Source organism: Lacrimispora sp. (assembly GCF_032078915.1).
Taxonomy (GTDB): domain Bacteria; phylum Bacillota; class Clostridia; order Lachnospirales; family Lachnospiraceae; genus Lacrimispora.
This window is the reverse complement of the sequence record NZ_DAMAUN010000004.1, coordinates 98,030-116,243: the sequence shown is the minus strand read 5'-3', so window position 1 is coordinate 116,243 and position 18,214 is coordinate 98,030. Positions and strand designations below refer to the sequence as shown.

Here is an 18,214-nt window from a genome sequence, read left to right as displayed (position 1 = left end):
GATACACATGCCTGAAAAATGCGGGATATCCCCGCATTATTTTAAAACATATGGTTAGCTAAAACTAACCAAAAGGAGGATTTATGGAACAAAAAAATCAAAGTCCACTAAAGCGGATATGGGCATTGGCAAAATCAGAGCATCCAAGACTTAAACTGGCAGTTTTACTGGCGGTTATTGGTGTTATGGCAGGTTTTATTCCATATTTGTGTGCGGGGAAAATAATTATTATGCTGCTTTCACAAACGGCAGATATGCAAAGCTGTATTCCGTGGCTGATCCTTGCCTTGGCAGGCAGTATTGGAAAAGTACTGCTCACTGCTTTTTCGACTGCACAATCCCACAAGGCCACCTTTGCAGTATTGGCAGAAGTACGAAACAGATGTGTACATAAACTGGCAAAGCTGTCTATGGGGACCTTACAGAATCAGTCTGTTGGAAGGTGGAAGAGCATACTGGTTGACCAGATTGAGAGCATGGAAACGACCCTTGCCCATCTTTTACCTGAAATGACTTCCAATGTTTTATCACCGCTGGTTCTTTTAATAGCCTTGTTTTTCATTGACTGGAGACTGGCACTGCTATCAATTGTCACACTTCCTCTCGGCATGATTTTCATGATGGCTACCATGAAATCCTATCCGGCAAAATATCAGGAATCCGTTCATATTGGAAAGAAAATGAACGATTCTATTGTAGAATATGTAAATGGCATTGAAGTTATCAAGGCTTATAATCAGGGTCAGGCAGCTTACGCAGGATATATGGATGCGGTAAATGCCAATGCATCGTTTTATTATAACTGGATGAAAAGTGCCCAGTTTGGCTCTGCCTGCTACCGGAATTTCAGCCCGGCTGTTTTGGTGGGCGTTTTACCGGCAGGCCTGGCATTTTATCTAAGCGGCGGTATTACGGCGTCACAGTTTATTATGGTCATGATTTTGTCCATGGGAGTCGTTGGACCGATTATTGCTGCCACTAATTTTGTTGATTCGCTGGCACAGACAGGTACGATAATAGAATCCATAGAAACAATATTAAATGCGCCGGAACAGCACCATCCAAAGGAGTCAGTCCTTCTGTCAGGAACGGATATTGAAATGAATCATGTTTCCTTTGCTTATGAAAAAGAAAAAGGGAATATCCTAACAGATGTCACACTAAAAATCCGTCAGGGCACAGTAAATGCCTTTGTTGGACCAAGTGGAGGTGGAAAATCAACGATTACAAAACTGATTGCAGGTTTTTGGGATATTGAAAAAGGAAGTATCAGAATCGGTGGAAAGGAAATCAGTGAAATTCCGCTGGCACAGATAGCCGACCAGATTGCCTATGTCTCTCAGGATAATTTCCTTTTTGACGATACCATCCGGGAAAATATCCGAATGGGGAAAGAAAATGCTACGGATAAAGAGGTGGAAGAAGTGGCAAAAAGGGCAGGCTGTGATGCATTTATCCGAAAACTGGAACATGGATATGAAACCAGAGTAGGCGGAGGAGGAGGAACTCACCTGTCCGGCGGCGAACGGCAGAGAATCGCCATTGCAAGAGCAATGTTAAAAGATGCACCAATTGTCATATTGGATGAGGCTACTGCTTATATAGACCCGGAGAATGAAGCCGTCCTTCAAAGGGCAATTTCCAAACTGGTGCAGGGGAAAACGCTGATTATCATTGCACACCGTTTATCGACGATCGTTGGTGCAGATCAGATTCTTTTAGTGGATCAGGGAAGAATCAGTGCCACCGGAACTCATGAACAGTTATTGCAGAAATCGGAATTATATCAGAATATGTGGAATGCACATATCGGAGTAAAGGACGGGGATAAGGAATGATAGAAATTTTTCGTAAAATATGGAGATTCGCGGGAGAGGAACAAAAAAACATTCGAAATTCTATAATCATAGGGTTTATCAATGCAATTTTCCATATGCTGCAGATCGGAGCGATTTTTCTTACCATTCAGGCGCTGGTAGAAAAAGAAGCGGATAAAGCAACCATATGGTATGTATTAGGGCTAATGGTTGTAAGCATAGCAGGTAAAACTGCCACAAATTATTTTTCTCAGCTTCAACAGACACATGCAGGATATTTTATGGCTGCAAATAAAAGAGTTTATATCGGCAATAAGATGAAATTAATACCCATGGGATTTTTTAACCAGAGCAGCCTTGGAAATATCACTGGGATCTGCACCACAGTTCTTGGCGATGTGGAAACCACTGCCCCCATGGTTATGGTAGTGACGCTGGGCGGTTTTATTACTACGATCGTATTTACGGTTTATATGCTGGTTTTTGACTGGAGAATGGGATTGATTACAGCGGCCGGGGTTCTTTTATATTGTTTGATTACATCCGCTATGGAGAAGAAGTCCAGGAATACGGCACCAAAGAGACAGAAAGCACAGGCTGTGCTTGTAGAGAATATGTTAGAAACCATTCAGGGAATGGGAATCGTAAAGTCTTTTAATCTTACAAGAATGGATAACAAAAAAGTCGATCAGGCGATTGAAAACAGTAAAATCACAAATCTGGCAATGGAGCAGCTGATTACGCCGTATACGATTATGCAGGAAGGGATACTGAGAATATTCAGTGTTATCATGATGGGGGCAGCATTGTTTTTCTATTTTAAGGGAACCATGGAGCTTACTTATTCCCTGATGTTTATTGTGGTTTCTTTTATTATCTTTGAACAGATTGAATCTGCCGGACACGGAGTTGCGGTTCTTCGTATCTGTGGAAGCTCTATTGAGCAGGCCAATCAGATGGATGATGTGCCTTTCATGGATGAAAAAGGACAGATTATAAAGCCAGACAATCATGAGATCATATTTGAACATGTGGATTTTTCTTATGAGAAGCGGCAAATTCTAAAGGACTTGAACCTTCAAATCAAAGACAAGACAACGACTGCCATCATTGGACCAAGCGGTTCTGGAAAATCAACAATTTGTAATTTGATCTCCAGATTCTGGGATGTGGACAGCGGTGAGATTAAAATTGGCGGAATTAATGTGAAAACTTATACGCTGGAATCATTGATGGAACAGATCAGCATGGTATTTCAAAACGTATATCTTTTTCAGGATACCATTGAAAATAATATTCGCTTTGGAAGACAAAATGCGACCAGGGAAGAAGTCATCGAAGCAGCGAAAAAAGCATGCTGTCATGAGTTTATCTGTAGCCTTCCGGAAGGGTATGATACCGAGATTGGAGATAAGGGCTTTGCCCTTTCAGGAGGCGAAAGGCAGAGAATATCCATTGCAAGAGCTATCTTAAAGGATGCACCAATTATCATTTTTGATGAGGCGACAGCCAATGTAGATCCAGAGAATGAAGTACATTTACAGAAAGCCTTTGAAGAATTGACAAGAAATAAAACGATTATTATGATAGCGCACCGCTTAAAAACAGTCCGCAATGCGGATCAGATCCTTGTGGTAGATGGAGGAAAAATTGTTCAAAAGGGAAATCATGAGGAGCTGATGGAACAGGACGGTATCTATAAACGCTTTGTGGGAGAAAGAAAACAGGCTGTTTCCTGGAACATCTAAGAAATGGGGCTGTCTCAAAATGAAAAATTTCAACAAGATATGGTTTTTGGTTGCTTGGTGAATCCCCATATCTTGTATGAAAAAATCATTTTGCGACAGCCCCCATCTCGTCACAACGGTATCGGTACTTATGTGCCTGATCCTTTGTATTTCATGGCCGAAACGTTCTTTTAGTTCATAACTCTCCGGTATTCTCCGGGGAGAATCCCAACATTTCTTTTGAAAAGCTCTGCAAATCTGCTGGCGTTGGAATATCCAATGGTCTGAGCAATCTGCGCGATACTCAAATCCGTATGTGATAATAAAAATTCAGCATGTTCAATCCGTGCCTGCTGGATAAATTCCGTAATGGTGCAGCCATGAATCAGCTTGAAGCTCTTTTTTAATTTAGTCTGTCCCATACATGCTATTTTGGATAACTGCTCCAATGTTAAAGGAAAAACCGCGTGATCCTTAATATAAGCTGAAACATTATAAATCTGTTCCATATCGTTATCCGAAATATGGGGCTGCTTTTTGCCTTGCTTATGAAAATGTTCCACTACCAGAGAAACAGCCTCATTTACCTTTGCTTCATAAAAAAGCTTTGCACTGATCCCGGTGCCCCGGTATTCGGCTACCTGATTAAGAAGTAACAGCATTTCTGGGAAGTGCAGGGTTTCATCGATGGAGCAAAAGGCATCATAGGGGTTTAAATAATCATCCGGGTATTTTTCTTTCAAATAGTGGAGGTAATAAGCCGGAAGTATTTCGATTCCCACTGCCTTAATGGGTATCTTTTTATGCATGACAGCTTTATAAGGACTTTTTCCGCCAATAATGGTCTTAATGCAATTCGCATTGATCCTCCGATACGGATTCAGCTCATGGCCGGCAATTGATTGATAATAGGACACGCTCATGCATTCCGGCAGTTGGCATTCGAATAAATAATCTTCGTAAAAAGAAAAATCATGTATCTTGATATCATATAAATCCGTTTCTGAATAAATCCAGTAAAATCCTTCCCCTAAGTCTTTGGAAAGCTCATAGGTCTGTCCGCAGGAATTAAATCTTCCGTTTGGTTCAATAGGTGCAAAACCTCTGTCTACCAATACATTTTCATAAAAAAAATCTATCTTCTCTTTCATTAAATTCTCCGTTCCCTATAAAATACCTTGATTGGACGAATGATTACCACGATTAGACGAAACTAACTGATAACCATTGTAAATGAAACGTCTATGTGGTAATTTTATTTACTGAGGTTAGCGATAACTAACATATATCATAACATAATTTTTTGTAACGTCAAGAAATAAAAAAAGGAGGAAAATTGTGAGTAATCAGACGAGAACAAACAAAAAAGAGCTAAGCATAAAGGACCTGGTAACGATCGGTATATTTACCGCACTTTTATTTGTAACCATGTTAGTGGGTGGGATAGCCTTTGCGCCTAATCCGGTTCTTACCTTTTATATGCCGCTGGGATCCGCTTTATTTGGAGGACCTGTCATGATGCTCTTGATTGCAAAAGTTCCAAAGCGCGGAGCGATTGCTATTGCCGGTATCCTGTGTGGATTGATATGGTTTGCAACCGGGATGCACTGGGCAATGGATTTAGGCTATATCGTTGGAGGAATCATGGGAGATTTCATAGCAGGAAGTGGAAAATACAGAAATAAACTGCTGAATATGCTTGCATACATCTGTCTTAGCTTAGGCGCTGCCGGAACCTATATCTGCTATTTTGCAGACCGTAATACATGGTGCAATTACATGTTAAAAGGCGGAACATCTTCCAGCTATATTAACGCCATGAATGCAGCAGCAAAGAACTGGATGCTGGCTGTCATTATAATTGGAACGGTTGTAGTGGCAGGAATCAGTGCGTGGGTTGGAAGTATACTATTGAAAAAGCAGACGATTTAAAAATCACCAATCTTTTAAATCGCAGTATCTTTTCCTTATCGGGCGGTGAAAAACAAAAGATAGCATTTGCTTCCGTGTATGCCATAAATCCTGAAGTTTACCTTTTGGATGAGCCATCCTCCAATCTTGATACCGATGCGATTTGTGATTTACGAGAATATATTCAAATCCTGAAAAACCAGGGAAAGACCATTATCATCGCAGAGCATCGCTTATATTACTTAAAGGATCTGGCTGACAAGGTTTACTACATGGATACTGGGGAAATCAAGTATCAATGGACACAGGAGGCTTTTTTAAAATTATCTGTAAATGAGAGAAAGCAGCTTGGGCTGAGAAGTCTTCAATATGTAGAACCTGAAATTGAGGAAAAATCAATAAAAAATGACAACGTTTCTTTTGAAATCAGGGACTTTTCCATTGGATATGGTAAAAAAGAAGTGTTAAATGATATTCATTTCAAAGCGAATAAAGGAGATATTATTGCAGTAACCGGACATAACGGAGTGGGAAAATCCACCCTGTTAAGAACCGTATGTGGCCTGCAAAAGGCTTTGGGCGGGACGGCCTTGTGGAATGGAGTAGTCCAGAGCCAAAAGGATCTGTTAAAAAGAACTTATATGGTCATGCAGGATGTGAACTATCAGCTGTTTGCTGACAGTGTGGAGCATGAAACCTGTTTTGGTATAAAAGATCCCGATTTTGCGAAGGTGGAACAGGTATTAAAGGAACTGGATTTATACGAGTTAAAAGAAAGACATCCCAATACCCTGTCAGGCGGACAAAAGCAGCGCCTTGCAGTTGCAGTAAGCAGGCTTTATGAAAAGGATGTTCTGGTTTTTGATGAACCGACCAGTGGTCTTGACTTAGAAAGCATGGAGCTGGTATCGGAATTAATGAAAAACCTGGCAAGTATGGGGAAGATCATTTTTGTTGTTACCCATGATTTTGAATTGGTTTCACTGGCGTGTACAAGAATTTTCAGGTTAGGTCTTGGAAATATTAAAAAAGAAACGAGGAACGATAATAATGGAGAAAAAAGACAGTTCCATACGTCTGCTCTTAAAATGGGCTGGTAAGGATAAATATTTTCTTTATTTGTCTGTAGTTTGCTCATTGATAAGCGGACTTTGTACCATGATTCCCTATTATGGGGTATACCAGGTGCTTACGGCAATTTATCAAAATACCTGCACAAGAGAGGTGCTCCTTCATAACAGCATATTGATTCTGGTGGCAATTGCGGTCCGTTTTGTCTTATTTGGATGCTCCGGAGGTTTATCACACAAGGGAGCCTACCGCACCCTTTATAAGGTCCGGTGCATGATCATAGACCACATGGCCAAGGTTCCATTAGGAGTATTAAGTGAACATAATACTGGTTCCATCAAAACGGTATTAAATGAGGATATTGAAAAGCTGGAACTATTTCTGGCACATCATCTCCCGGAATTTATCTATTATATGTGCGGTCCGGTTGCAGTATTTATCTATCTTTGTTCTGTTAATGTCCCGCTGGCGCTGGTTTCTTTGATTCCGCTGGTGTTGGCAATGGCAGTGATGGGCGTGATGTTTTCCGGTATGTCTAAGGTGTTAGGAGATGCAAATCAGTCTCTGGTAAATCTAAATTCGGTTATTATTGAATACATAAGCGGAATGAAAGTCATAAAAGCGTTCCACATGGGAAGCAACTCTTTTCAAAAATATAAAAATGCCATTGAGAAAGAAAACACGATATGGAATAAGATATCAAAAAAGATGGGTCCTCCTTATGCGGCCTATATCGTGATTACGGAATGCGGATTGCTTTTTATGGTGCCAATTGGCGGATATTTCTTTTTACACAGATCCCTTCCCCTAAATGTATTTCTTCTTTTTCTGTTTATCGGTTCGTTGTATTTAACAGAGCTAAGACCGCTTCAGGAGCTTGGATCAAACTTTGCAAAGGTTCTGCATGCAGTGACGAAAACAAAAGAAATACTGGATATCCCTGTTTTTGAGGGCGGCGGCGATTTTCCAAAGAAACATGAAATCTGCTTAAGCAATGTAAGCTTTGCTTATCCATCCAATGAGAACGAACCGGTTCTGACAAACTGTAATCTTACAATCCACCACGGAGAGAAGGTGGCTTTGGTCGGGAAATCCGGTGCAGGTAAAAGTACCGTCATTCAGCTGATTGCCAGATTTTATGATGTAGGAAAGGGCAGAGTAACCATAGGCGGAAAGGATGTACGGGAGTTAAATTATGAACAGCTGTTAGAGAATGTGTCCATTGTATTTCAAAAGACATTCTTAACAAGAGACAGTGTTTTTGAAAACATCCGAATGGGGACACAGGCAACGCTTGAGGAAGTCAGGAAGGCAGCAAAAAAAGCGCAGATCGATTCCTTTATCATGAGTCTTCCAAAGGGATATGAAACAAAGGTCGGAAGCTATGGCACCCGTTTTTCAGGAGGAGAAAAACAGAGAATTGCAATCGCAAGGGCAATCCTAAAGAATGCTCCCATACTGATTTTAGATGAGGCCACTTCCGCGGCAGATCCTGAGAACCAGTTGGAAATTGATAAAGCGATTCATAATCTGTGTGAGGGGAAAACGGTGCTTATAGTTGCCCATCGTCTAAGTGCATTAAAGATATGTGACCGTATTGCAGTTGTAGAAAACCATACTGTCAGCTGCATTGGAAGTCAGAAAGAGGTCTTAAGAGAAAACTCTTATTTTAGAGCTGCCTGGGAAAGCTTTCAGAAGGCAAGGACTATGGCTTATCAGATGGAAGGAGGTTTTGAAAATGAATGAGAATCATCCAATGAAATGGAACAAACAGCTTTTCCTCTCCATAGTTTGCGTTATGTTAGAAGGACTTCTGTCTGGGTGTAATTTTATGGTGATGTATTATATATTTCAGTCCTTGTGGAACCATCAGATGGCCATGGGAAAAATCATGGAAATCACAGGAGGGATTGCCCTTATCTTTCTTCTCAGGCTTATTATTTACAGCTTTGGTTATGTAAAAGGCCAGATCGGCGGTGCCAGAGTCAGTAAACAGATACGGCTGTTTCTTGGGGATAAGCTAAGAAGGATCCCGCTTTCCAGATTCCAAAAGTCCCAGACCGGAGAGTATATCAATGCAGCAACTGCAAATGTTAATAGTTATGAGCAGATTTTAACACATAAAATAGGGGATATCATAAAAAATCTCACACTGGCGGTCATGCTGGTCATTTTCGTGGCAACCTTGTATGTGCCTTCGGCATTGATCTTATTGGCAGCGGAACTTTTATTCGTACCTGCAATTGCCGCCTCTTTCTATGCCGTTAAAGAGTATGGGATGAGAAAAAATGCAATCTGTGCGGAAAATGTCAGCAGTATAGTAGAGTATATTACCGGAATCCAGACCTTTCGGGCTTATGGAATCGGAGGGACAAAAAATAAATCGGTTACCAGCTCTATGAAGAAATTTAGTGATATCAGTTTTATTTATGAATTAAAAATTATTCCGGTTGGAGTGGCCTATAGTATTCTGATCGGGTGTACGCTGCCGCTTGAAATTCTGGTTGCCGGAGACCGTTGGATGAGTGGAAGCATGGAAACCCCATCGTTTGTCATAATTTGTCTGCTCCCCTTATTTTTGACGAAATTATTAGGCACCATATTTATAGATATGACAAGCTATAAAAATCTGATGATCGCAAAACAGAAAATCAATGGGGTTGTTGAGATTCCGGAAGAAATACAAAGCAGCCTGGAATTTGCTCCGCAGAAACATGATATCCTTTTTGAACATGTTGATTTTTCTTATGAAAAAGGAGAACTTATCTGCAAGGATATGAATATCCGGATAGATGATCAGAAATTGACTGCTATTGTCGGGGATTCCGGTTCTGGGAAATCTACGGTTCTGAATCTGATATCAAAGTATTATGAGCCGGATGGAGGATCGATCAAGATAGGAGGATATTGCATTCAGAATGTGGGAACGGAACAGGTTCTCTCACAGATATCCATGGTTGATCAGGATGTATTTCTTTTTGATGATACCATCCGGAATAATATCCGGTATGCAAGACCAGAGGCTGGGGATGATGAAATAGAGTGGGCATGCCAAGAGGCAAATTGTGATGAATTCATACGAAAAATGCCAAAAGGATATGAAACAATGGCTGGCGAAAACGGAAACCAGTTATCAGGAGGTGAGCGGCAGAGGCTTTCCATAGCAAGAGCCATTTTAAAAGACTCTCCAATACTTTTGCTGGATGAAGCTACGGCAAATCTGGATGTGGAAAATGAATTAGCCGTAAAACAGGCAATTGCAAATCTGCTGAAAAAGAAAAAGACTGTCGTTATGATTGCTCATACCATGTCCATTGTTAAAAATGCGGATAAGATTCTTGTGATTGCCGACGGGAAAGTGAAGGAAGAAGGAAAACATGAAGAATTGCTTCGTTTAAATGGAAAATATGCTGCCATGTGGAATGCAGAGCAGATGTTATAGCTGTTGTATGATAAAAAAGACAAATCAGCATAAAAATATGCAGTGATGCGTATGCAAAATTGATTTACATTATTACTTTCGTCCAATTGGACTAAAATGGTCTGATTGGACTAGATTTTTCAAAAGGCTTTTTATATGCTAACAGATAGAAACGCTCCTGGAGCGTTTTTATTTGCTGGTTAAGTTAGTTAAGACTAATCAAAAGGAGGAGTCATTTATGTCACAAAAATCAAGTGGCGGCAGTTTGAACGGAAAAGACCTGATTACCATTGGCATCTTTTCTGCGATCTATTTTGTGATCAATTTTATTTTTATGCTGATGGGAGGATTGCATCCCATCCTATGGATTCTTATGCCCGGATTTATCGCTTTGTTTACAGGGGTTCCCTTTATGCTGATGTGTTCCAAGGTTCAAAAAATGGGAGCGATCTTATTAATGGGAGTCATTACAGGTTTGATTTATTTTATAACAGGTATGTTTACTGTTGTGATATTAGCCACATTTGCAGCTGCCTGCGTTTTAGGAGAAGCTGCACGTTTCATCAGCAGGTATCACAGCACAAAGGGAAATACAGCGGCGTTCGTCTTATTCTCTCTTGGAATGACAGGTTCACCACTTCCAATCTGGATCATGCATGAAAAATTTATGGCACAGATCAGCGGACAGGGAATGCCGGACAGCTACATAAAAGCCTTGGAAAGTTTTTCAACCCCGGCCATGCTTTTGGTGCTTTTCCTCGCACCGGCTCTGGGAGCGGTTCTTGGGGCATGGATCAGCAAGGGGCTGTTTCGTAAGCATTTTGAAAAGGCAGGAATGGTTTCTAATGTATAATAGGGCAGGCAGCGGTTCCTTTTTGGATCCACGAACCTTTTTATTGCTTTTGCTATTGGCAAATGCAATCACCTTCTTTCAAAAAAGCTTATGGATTGAAACAGGCTGGATAGTATTTATTGGTATTATGATGCTGGCATCCGGAAACTACCGGTTGGCAGTTCAATGGATCCTGTCATTTGGTATCCTGTTACTTTTACAATACATTGTGCTGCCTGCAGCACCTGAAATAATATCCACGATATTTGCCCTTCTGGTGAACTATTCAATCCGGATGTTCCCATGCCTGATGACAGGTGCTTTTATGATCAGAGAAATAACCTTGCGAAGATTTATTCTTGCTATGAGGAAATTACATATTTCAGAGAAACTAATCATTTCGTTATCAGTCACCATCCGTTATTTCCCGGCGATTAAAGAAGAAGCTCACTACATCAAAGATGCAATGAGTTTAAGAAAGATAAAATTTTCAAAGAAGCTGGAGGCAATGCTGGTGCCGCTTATGATGTCAGCTACTGCGACTGCGGAAGAACTATCTGCGGCAGCTGTAACAAGAGGGATTGAGAATCCCATAGAAAAGACAAGTTTACTGACATTAAAATTAAACTCCGCTGACTATATATGCTGTGTGACTGGCTGTTTGTTTCTTGTCGGAACCTTTATAATAAAATAAGGAGCAAAAGTTATGGTATCCATACAAGGTGTATCCTTTGGCTATGGTGGTCAGGACAAAATACTGAAAAATATTAATATAACGATCAGGCAGGGGGAATGTATCCTTTTATGCGGAGAATCAGGCTGCGGGAAAACAACAGTGACGAAGCTGGTGAATGGTCTGATACCACATTTTTGTGAGCAATGCCAACTGGAAGGAACCGTACTGATACAAGACGTGGAAGTGGCGAGGACAAAGCTTTATAAGATTGCAGAATCGGTTGGTTCTGTATTCCAGAATCCAAAGAGCCAGTTTTTTCAACTGGATACGGATAGTGAAATTGCATTTGGAATGGAGAATCAGGGAAAAAGCCAGGAAGAGATGAAAGCGAGACTTAAAGAGATCGTTCATAACCTTCATCTTAAAATGCTTTTAGGCAGGAGTATATTTGAACTGTCAGGAGGAGAAAAACAGATACTGGCGTTTGCTTCGGTATATGCCGTGAATCCATCTGTCTTTGTATTGGATGAACCTACTGCAAATCTGGATTTTTCTGCAATAAATTCATTAAAAAAGCTGCTTCGCATTCTAAAAGAAAATGGTCATACAATTATCATTGCGGAGCACAGACTCTCATTTTTATATGATTTGCTGGACAGAGCTTTCTATTTAAAAAATGGAGAGCTGATCCAGGTTTATTCCAGAGAGGAATTTCTGACCCTGCCGGAGCAGGAGCGTAAAAGAATGGGCTTAAGATGTTTGAAGGAGGAGGAAGGGGAGCTTCCAGGGGCACATTCTGCCGGAAAGGGAATTGGATTATCTGTTGAAGCGGTTTCAGTTGGATATAAAAAGAAGTCAGCCCTGTTTCGGGACATTTCTTTTTCGGCAGTTCCGGGTGAAATACTTGCCATAACAGGGTACAATGGAATTGGGAAAACAACCTTGATTCGTTGTATTTGTGGATTAATGAAACAAATGAGCGGCAATATATTACTGAATGGAAAGGCAATGTCCGATAAAATGAGGCGTAAGCAGTGCTTTGTAGTCATGCAGGATGTCAATCATCAGTTATTTGCTGAAAGCGTATGGGAAGAATGCAAAATGTCAGGAGACAGCCGGGAGGATTCTGTGATACAATCTGAATTAAAGCAAATGGGATTGTTGTCTTATGCCGATAGTCATCCCATGGCTCTTTCGGGAGGACAGAAGCAGCGCCTGGCGATTGTTACCGCTATCCTTTCTGATAAAAAGGTTCTGATTTTTGACGAACCAACCAGTGGACTGGATTATGCAAATATGAAAATTGTATCCACCCGGTTAAAGAAACTTGCAGACTCTGGGCGAATCGTAATTGTGGTGACACATGATAAAGAGTTTATGCTGTCTACCTGCGACAGAATGCTAAAGATATAGAATATTTATCAAGGAGAGGCTGGATAATGAGGTTTCAGGAAGCGAAAGAAGAAGAGCAGATGCTTCTTTTGGCAGAAACAAAAGAATGCAGTGTTTTTCAGATGAAAAATAATACCGGAGAAGGTATCATGACAATGTATCAGGTATTTCCGGGAGTAAGCATTTCCTATAATGATTACCATATGGAAAGTTTTGATTCAACTTATACCACGAATCGTAATCTGTTCTGTATTGATCATTGCAGGGAGGGCAGGCTGGAATATACAGCAGCTAAGGGAGCTTTTTCTTATTTTGAGGCTGGAGATTTAAAATTAGACCGGAGAATTACACACCAGGGACATTTTGAATTTCCCCTTGCACATTACCATGGACTGATGATTGCCTTTGATATGGATCAGGTGGGGGTAACTTTAAAAGAAGAAATAAAGGATTTTCCTGTAAATCTCTTAAGCCTGCAAAAGAAGTTCTGCAAGGGAAAGCAGCCTATGGTGATTCATAATGCACCTGCCATAGAGCACATTTTCAGTGAACTTTATATGGTTCCGGAAAAGATTCGCATACCCTATTATAAAATTAAAATATTTGAATTATTGCTATATCTGGACGCATTAGAGCTTCCAAAGAACCTGGAGGAAAAACCTTATTTTTATAAAAGTCAAGTAGAAAAAATAAAAGCGATGCAGAAAATGATGACAGAAAATCTGGAAAAGCACTATACACAGGAACAATTGTCGGAACGCTTCGATATTCCCCTCACTCCCATGAAGAATTGCTTCAAAAATGTCTATGGAAGCCCTGTTAATACTTATATGAGAATATACCGGATGAATCAGGCGGCAGTTCTGCTGAAAAATAAAAGCAATTTGAGTGTTACCGATATTGCCGGTAAAGTTGGTTATGACAGCCCGGGCAAGTTTTCGGCAGCTTTTAAAGTGGTAACAGGAAAATCGCCTTTGGAGTATCGTAAAATATTTGGTCCAAATGGATTAAAGTAGTCGGCATGGAGAAGAAAAAAACTTTGTATCACTTTATGATATGGATGGTCGGAGAATTCTGACGATCCATTTTTTCCTTTCAAAGGCTGAACAAGCAGCGAAAGCGGATTAGGAATATCCGCTTTTGCATAGGGAAAAGGCAGAATTCGATGCAGAAAGAAAGGAGATATCATATATGGAAAAGAAAAAAGAAAACTGGTTTTTCTGTCTGATGAATTATGCCATTGGAAATAAAGGGAAACTTTCGCTGTCTGTGCTGCTGTCTGTCATCAGCATCGTGTCAGGTCTTGTACCATATTATTGTGTGTACAGGATGATTGAGCAATTTACGAGAAATGAAGTGACAAATGCTTCCATGGTTCATTGGGGTGTAATTATCCTGGGAGCTTATGTGGTAAAGGTGGCTGCCTTCGGACTTTCAACCGGTATTTCCCACCAGGTAGCATATCATATTCTGGAGAACTTAAGACTTCGTGTCTCAGATGCATTTATGCATGCACCCCTTGGAGAGGTCACAAGCCATTCGATCGGAGAAATAAAAAATATCATGGTCGATAAAATTGAGAACATCGAACCTCCATTGGCACATTTGATTCCGGAAGGAGCCGGACATGCCATACTGCCGCTGGTAAGTCTTGCCGGACTTTTTATGGTGGACTGGAGAGTGGCACTTGCTTCACTGGTAACCCTGCCTCTTGCATTTGTCTGCATGGTGCTTACTTATAAAATCAGCGGAAAGAATTTTGATAAATATAATGAATCCAATAGTTATATGAACAGTACAATCGTTGAGTATATCGAGGGAATTGAGGTCATTAAGGCATTTGGGAGGGAAGGAGCTTCCTATGAGAAATTTGCCGGGGCAATTACGGATTACCGTGATTTTATCCTAAAATGGCTTTCTTCCACATGGGTCACCATGAAATTGTCATTTGCTCTTCTTCCGTCAACACTGCTTGGAACACTTCCAGCTGGGCTGTTATTATACAGCCGGGGAAGTTTTTCTCCTGCACAAGCAGCACTTTGCTGTATGCTATCCATGTCCATGATTGGTTCGTTGGCTAAGCTGGAGGTATTTAGTGAAGGCATTAGGGAAATGCAGTTTACTATAGAAAATCTGCAGCAGTTTCTTAACATGCCATCATTACCAGAAGCAAAAGCTCATGTGGAACTCAGTGAATTTGATATCAGTTTTCGAAATGTTACCTTCTCCTATGATGGAAAAGAAGAGCATGAGGTATTGCATGGAATCAACATGAGCCTGCCTCAGGGAAGCTTCACGGCGCTGGTAGGACCTTCTGGCGGAGGTAAATCAACCATTGCCAAATTGCTGGCACGTTTTTGGGATGTAACTGGCGGAGCCATAGAGATCGGCGGTGTGAATGTAAAAGACATTCCGCTCAAACAGCTTGCAGATACGGTCAGCTTTGTCACACAGGATAACTTTCTGTTCCGCTGTTCTCTGCTTGAAAATATTCGGTTAGGTAATCCGAAAGCGTCGGATGAGGAGGTATATGCCGCTGCAAAAGCAGCCCAGTGTGACGAATTCATCCGTAAGCTGGAAAAGGGGTATCAGACTTCCGCAGGAGAAGCTGGAAAAAGATTATCAGGCGGAGAAAAGCAGCGCATTGCCATTGCGAGAATGATATTGAAAAATGCACCGGTTGTTATTTTGGATGAAGCAACTGCCTTTACTGATCCGGAAAACGAAGAAAAGATCCAGCACAGTATTGCAGCGCTCACAAAAGGAAAGACGCTTTTGGTGATTGCCCACCGCCTTTCTACAATTAAGAATGCAGATAATATCGTAGTCCTGAAAAATGGCAATATTACTGCTGAAGGAAAACAAAATGAATTACTGAAAAGCTCACCCTTATATGCGGATATGTGGAAGGCTCATATTGGAGCAAAGTCATGGTCTGTTGGATTACAGGGAAAGGAAGTGAGCCAGAATGTTTAAAACCATAAAACGAATCATTGACTGGTGCGGAGAATTTAAAGGAAAATTGTATATAGGGTTTTTATTCTCCTTCTTATCCGCATGGTTTGCGGCAATGCCAGTTATTATAGCTGCATATACAATCGGCATGGTGATCGAGGAGAAGAGAGGAGGGGCTGGATTTGATACGAAATGGATAGGGCTCAGTATTATACTGATGTTACTTTTTATATTCCTTCGTTTTCTCTTTGATTATCTTAGAGCTATATTTCAGGAAGCAATCAGCTATGAGCTGGTTTCCAGAGACAGGCTTGCAATTGGCGATTTGCTAAAGCGGGTATCTCTGGGATATTTTCAGAATGTGAATACCGGCGATATCTTAAATTCAATCACAACAGGTCTGCATACATTAGAGAATATGGGAATCCGAATGGTCGATGATTTTATCGGAGGATATCTGAATTTCTTATGCATTTTCATATGGATTACTGTAATTAATCCAATGGTATCTTTCATAATAATCGCAGGTGTGGCCGGTTCCTTTTTATTTTTGGTGGTAATTTCAAGGTATAGTATGAGGAATGCTCCTGTCTCTGCGCAAACGGATCGTGATCTTACCAATGCGGCAATTGAATATGCAAGAGGATTGCCTGTAGTAAAATCCTTTGGTCAGGATGGTGCATCCATAGCAACCATGAAAAAAGCTTGTAAAGAGAGCAGGATTATTCATTTGAAAATCGAATGGGGGTTTGTACCAGCCAACTGCCTGCACCTGCTTGTGCTGAAAATTGCTTCTCTGGGCCTTCTCTTGTCAAGCTTTTATCTTGGCTGGGCGAATCAGATATCAGTCTCCAATATGTTGTTATTATCGTTTCTGTCGTTCAGCGTATTTGCTTCTATTGAACCAATCAGCGATAGCGCCCATGTTCTGGGTGTCATTGAAAACGCCATGAATCAGCTGGATGCACTGAAGTCGGAAGAATTTATTGATGAGGGCGGCAGGGAGATTCCGCTTACTCACTATGGGATAGAGTTTCGCGATGTATCTTTTGGTTATGATTCCAGATTGATATTAAATCATGTGAGCTTTAAAATTCCGGAAAAAACAACGACTGCAATTGTTGGATCATCTGGAAGCGGAAAAACGACGATTTGTAACCTGATAGCGAAATTTTATAATGTAAACAGCGGATGCATTGAAGTCGGAGGTGTTAATGTAAAGGAATTTACCTGTGACAGTCTGCTGTCCAATATTTCAATGGTATTTCAGAATGTCTATTTATTCCATGACACCATTCGGAATAATATCTGTTTTGGAAATCCTGAGGCAACAGAGGCAGAAATGATACGTGCAGCTAAAAAGGCTTGCTGCCATGATTTTATCACGGCCTTGCCGGAAGGATATGATACGGTAATTGGAGAGGGCGGCGGAACGCTTTCAGGCGGTGAAAAGCAAAGAATATCTATCGCAAGGGCAATATTGAAAGATGCACCTATCGTCATTTTGGATGAAGCAACCGCTTCTATTGACCCTGAAAATGAACACTATATTCAGGCGGCGATCTCTGAATTAACAAAAGGAAAGACGATCATCACGATCGCGCACCGTCTGGCAACCATAGAGAATGCTGATCAGATACTTGTTGTTGATCATGGAGAAATTGTTGAAAGTGGTAACCATAAGGAATTGGTAAAAAAAGACGGTATTTATAGGAAATTTGTTGAAATACGTGAAAAGGCAGAAGGATGGTATATTGAATAAAATAGAACAAGCCATTGGTGGCCGTAAGTGTAATAGCTTATGGCTGCCGTTCTTTTTTGATCCATGGAAAAGTTCAATGGTAATATTTTTAGCATAAGGAGTGGAGAACGAAAGAAAAGACAGGTGTAAATAGCAAATCAAAAAATATTACCAGTTTTTAGACAATTAAAATATTCATAACGGGAACATAAAATGGTAAGATTCAACCATCAAAAAACAGGAGGAAACGATATGAAAAAACAATTAATAAGCTGTTTTCTTGCAATGCTGCTGGCGGGATCCTGCCAGACGGGATGTGCAGATTCAGCGAACGGAGTGGCCGCCAGTGGACAAGGCGGTGATGAGGTAGTTCACTTACAGTTCTGGGGAGGAATTCCGGAGGATCAGGGACCGCAGGATACGGTAGACGCGTTTAACGCTTCACATGAAAAGATTCAGGTGGAATATATCCGATATACCAATGATGACGCGGGAAATACAAAGCTGGACATGAGCCTTATGGCCGGAGGCGATCATATGAAAAATGTAAAGAGCAGCTATCCGGTAGTGTTTCGGATTCGGATCGATTAATGTTAATACAGCCTGGGAGAATATGTGTAATGAGCGGGCTTATAATAAGACCACAAAGGCTATCATAGCTTTTGCGGTCT

At 40.8% G+C, this 18,214-nt stretch carries 14 protein-coding genes; 13 read left to right on the top strand and 1 reads right to left on the bottom strand.

Translation table 11 applies throughout. The features are described from left to right. The first annotated feature begins 83 nt into the window (after positions 1-83). Together RT269_RS03120 and RT269_RS03115 are read left to right on the top strand one after the other, a co-directional pair. Positions 84-1,838 carry an ABC transporter ATP-binding protein gene (locus RT269_RS03120; protein ID WP_313180532.1) on the top strand — a complete coding sequence of 585 codons (1,755 nt, stop codon included), beginning with the start codon at positions 84-86 and terminating at the stop codon, positions 1,836-1,838. Then, entirely contained in the window at positions 1,835-3,565 is a 1,731-nt protein-coding gene (locus tag RT269_RS03115) for an ABC transporter ATP-binding protein (RefSeq protein WP_313180531.1), read from the top strand. Before RT269_RS03120 ends, RT269_RS03115 begins: the two co-directional genes overlap by 4 nt. 170 nt (positions 3,566-3,735) lie before the next feature. Here the strand turns inward: RT269_RS03115 and RT269_RS03110 are convergent, their stop codons facing one another. After that, entirely contained in the window at positions 3,736-4,695 is a 960-nt protein-coding gene (locus tag RT269_RS03110; RefSeq protein ID WP_313180530.1) for a helix-turn-helix transcriptional regulator, read from the bottom strand. Between the two features lie 187 nt (positions 4,696-4,882). Here RT269_RS03110 and RT269_RS03105 point away from each other — a divergent pair, with 187 nt between their 5' ends. The 11 genes from RT269_RS03105 (at position 4,883) to RT269_RS03055 (ending at position 18,134) form a co-directional block, all read left to right on the top strand. Further along, a complete protein-coding gene (locus RT269_RS03105) occupies positions 4,883-5,476 on the top strand; it encodes an MptD family putative ECF transporter S component (RefSeq protein ID WP_313180529.1) in 594 nt (197 codons plus the stop codon). After that, positions 5,437-6,555 carry an ATP-binding cassette domain-containing protein gene (locus RT269_RS03100; protein ID WP_313180528.1) on the top strand — a complete coding sequence of 373 codons (1,119 nt, stop codon included), beginning with the start codon at positions 5,437-5,439 and terminating at the stop codon, positions 6,553-6,555. The genes RT269_RS03105 and RT269_RS03100 overlap by 40 nt, the downstream gene beginning before the upstream one ends. Next, positions 6,503-8,272, top strand: a complete 1,770-nt coding sequence (locus tag RT269_RS03095; protein WP_313180563.1) for an ABC transporter ATP-binding protein — start codon at positions 6,503-6,505, stop codon at positions 8,270-8,272. Before RT269_RS03100 ends, RT269_RS03095 begins: the two co-directional genes overlap by 53 nt. Then, complete coding sequence (locus tag RT269_RS03090) at positions 8,265-9,968, top strand: ABC transporter ATP-binding protein (RefSeq protein WP_313180527.1); 1,704 nt, start codon at positions 8,265-8,267, stop codon at positions 9,966-9,968. Before RT269_RS03095 ends, RT269_RS03090 begins: the two co-directional genes overlap by 8 nt. A gap of 217 nt (positions 9,969-10,185) precedes the next feature. Beyond that, entirely contained in the window at positions 10,186-10,800 is a 615-nt protein-coding gene (locus RT269_RS03085) for an MptD family putative ECF transporter S component (RefSeq protein WP_313180526.1), read from the top strand. Next, a complete protein-coding gene (locus tag RT269_RS03080; RefSeq protein ID WP_313180525.1) occupies positions 10,793-11,473 on the top strand; it encodes an energy-coupling factor transporter transmembrane component T in 681 nt (226 codons plus the stop codon). The genes RT269_RS03085 and RT269_RS03080 overlap by 8 nt, the downstream gene beginning before the upstream one ends. Before the next feature lie 12 nt (positions 11,474-11,485). Then, entirely contained in the window at positions 11,486-12,868 is a 1,383-nt protein-coding gene (locus RT269_RS03075) for an ABC transporter ATP-binding protein (protein ID WP_313180524.1), read from the top strand. Between the two features lie 26 nt (positions 12,869-12,894). Next, positions 12,895-13,863 carry a helix-turn-helix domain-containing protein gene (locus tag RT269_RS03070; protein WP_313180523.1) on the top strand — a complete coding sequence of 323 codons (969 nt, stop codon included), beginning with the start codon at positions 12,895-12,897 and terminating at the stop codon, positions 13,861-13,863. Between the two features lie 175 nt (positions 13,864-14,038). After that, entirely contained in the window at positions 14,039-15,823 is a 1,785-nt protein-coding gene (locus tag RT269_RS03065) for an ABC transporter ATP-binding protein (protein WP_313180522.1), read from the top strand. Beyond that, entirely contained in the window at positions 15,816-17,564 is a 1,749-nt protein-coding gene (locus tag RT269_RS03060) for an ABC transporter ATP-binding protein (RefSeq protein ID WP_313180521.1), read from the top strand. Before RT269_RS03065 ends, RT269_RS03060 begins: the two co-directional genes overlap by 8 nt. A 231-nt stretch (positions 17,565-17,795) precedes the next feature. Continuing rightward, positions 17,796-18,134 (top strand): hypothetical protein, encoded by a 339-nt coding sequence (locus tag RT269_RS03055; RefSeq protein ID WP_313180520.1) that lies wholly within the window; start codon positions 17,796-17,798, stop codon positions 18,132-18,134. Positions 18,135-18,214: the final 80 nt, after the last annotated feature.

What these genes read in the sequence shown, in the direction of transcription:
- RT269_RS03085 (WP_313180526.1), top strand. Translation starts at nt 10,186, where the DNA reads ATGTCACAAAAATCAAGTGGCGGCAGTTTGAACGGAAAAGACCTGATT.
- RT269_RS03115 (WP_313180531.1), top strand. Translation starts at nt 1,835, where the DNA reads ATGATAGAAATTTTTCGTAAAATATGGAGATTCGCGGGAGAGGAACAA.
- RT269_RS03055 (WP_313180520.1), top strand. Translation starts at nt 17,796, where the DNA reads ATGAAAAAACAATTAATAAGCTGTTTTCTTGCAATGCTGCTGGCGGGA.
- RT269_RS03090 (WP_313180527.1), top strand. Translation starts at nt 8,265, where the DNA reads ATGAATGAGAATCATCCAATGAAATGGAACAAACAGCTTTTCCTCTCC.
- RT269_RS03110 (WP_313180530.1), bottom strand. Translation starts at nt 4,695, where the DNA reads ATGAAAGAGAAGATAGATTTTTTTTATGAAAATGTATTGGTAGACAGA.
- RT269_RS03070 (WP_313180523.1), top strand. Translation starts at nt 12,895, where the DNA reads ATGAGGTTTCAGGAAGCGAAAGAAGAAGAGCAGATGCTTCTTTTGGCA.
- RT269_RS03060 (WP_313180521.1), top strand. Translation starts at nt 15,816, where the DNA reads ATGTTTAAAACCATAAAACGAATCATTGACTGGTGCGGAGAATTTAAA.
- RT269_RS03080 (WP_313180525.1), top strand. Translation starts at nt 10,793, where the DNA reads ATGTATAATAGGGCAGGCAGCGGTTCCTTTTTGGATCCACGAACCTTT.
- RT269_RS03065 (WP_313180522.1), top strand. Translation starts at nt 14,039, where the DNA reads ATGGAAAAGAAAAAAGAAAACTGGTTTTTCTGTCTGATGAATTATGCC.
- RT269_RS03120 (WP_313180532.1), top strand. Translation starts at nt 84, where the DNA reads ATGGAACAAAAAAATCAAAGTCCACTAAAGCGGATATGGGCATTGGCA.
- RT269_RS03075 (WP_313180524.1), top strand. Translation starts at nt 11,486, where the DNA reads ATGGTATCCATACAAGGTGTATCCTTTGGCTATGGTGGTCAGGACAAA.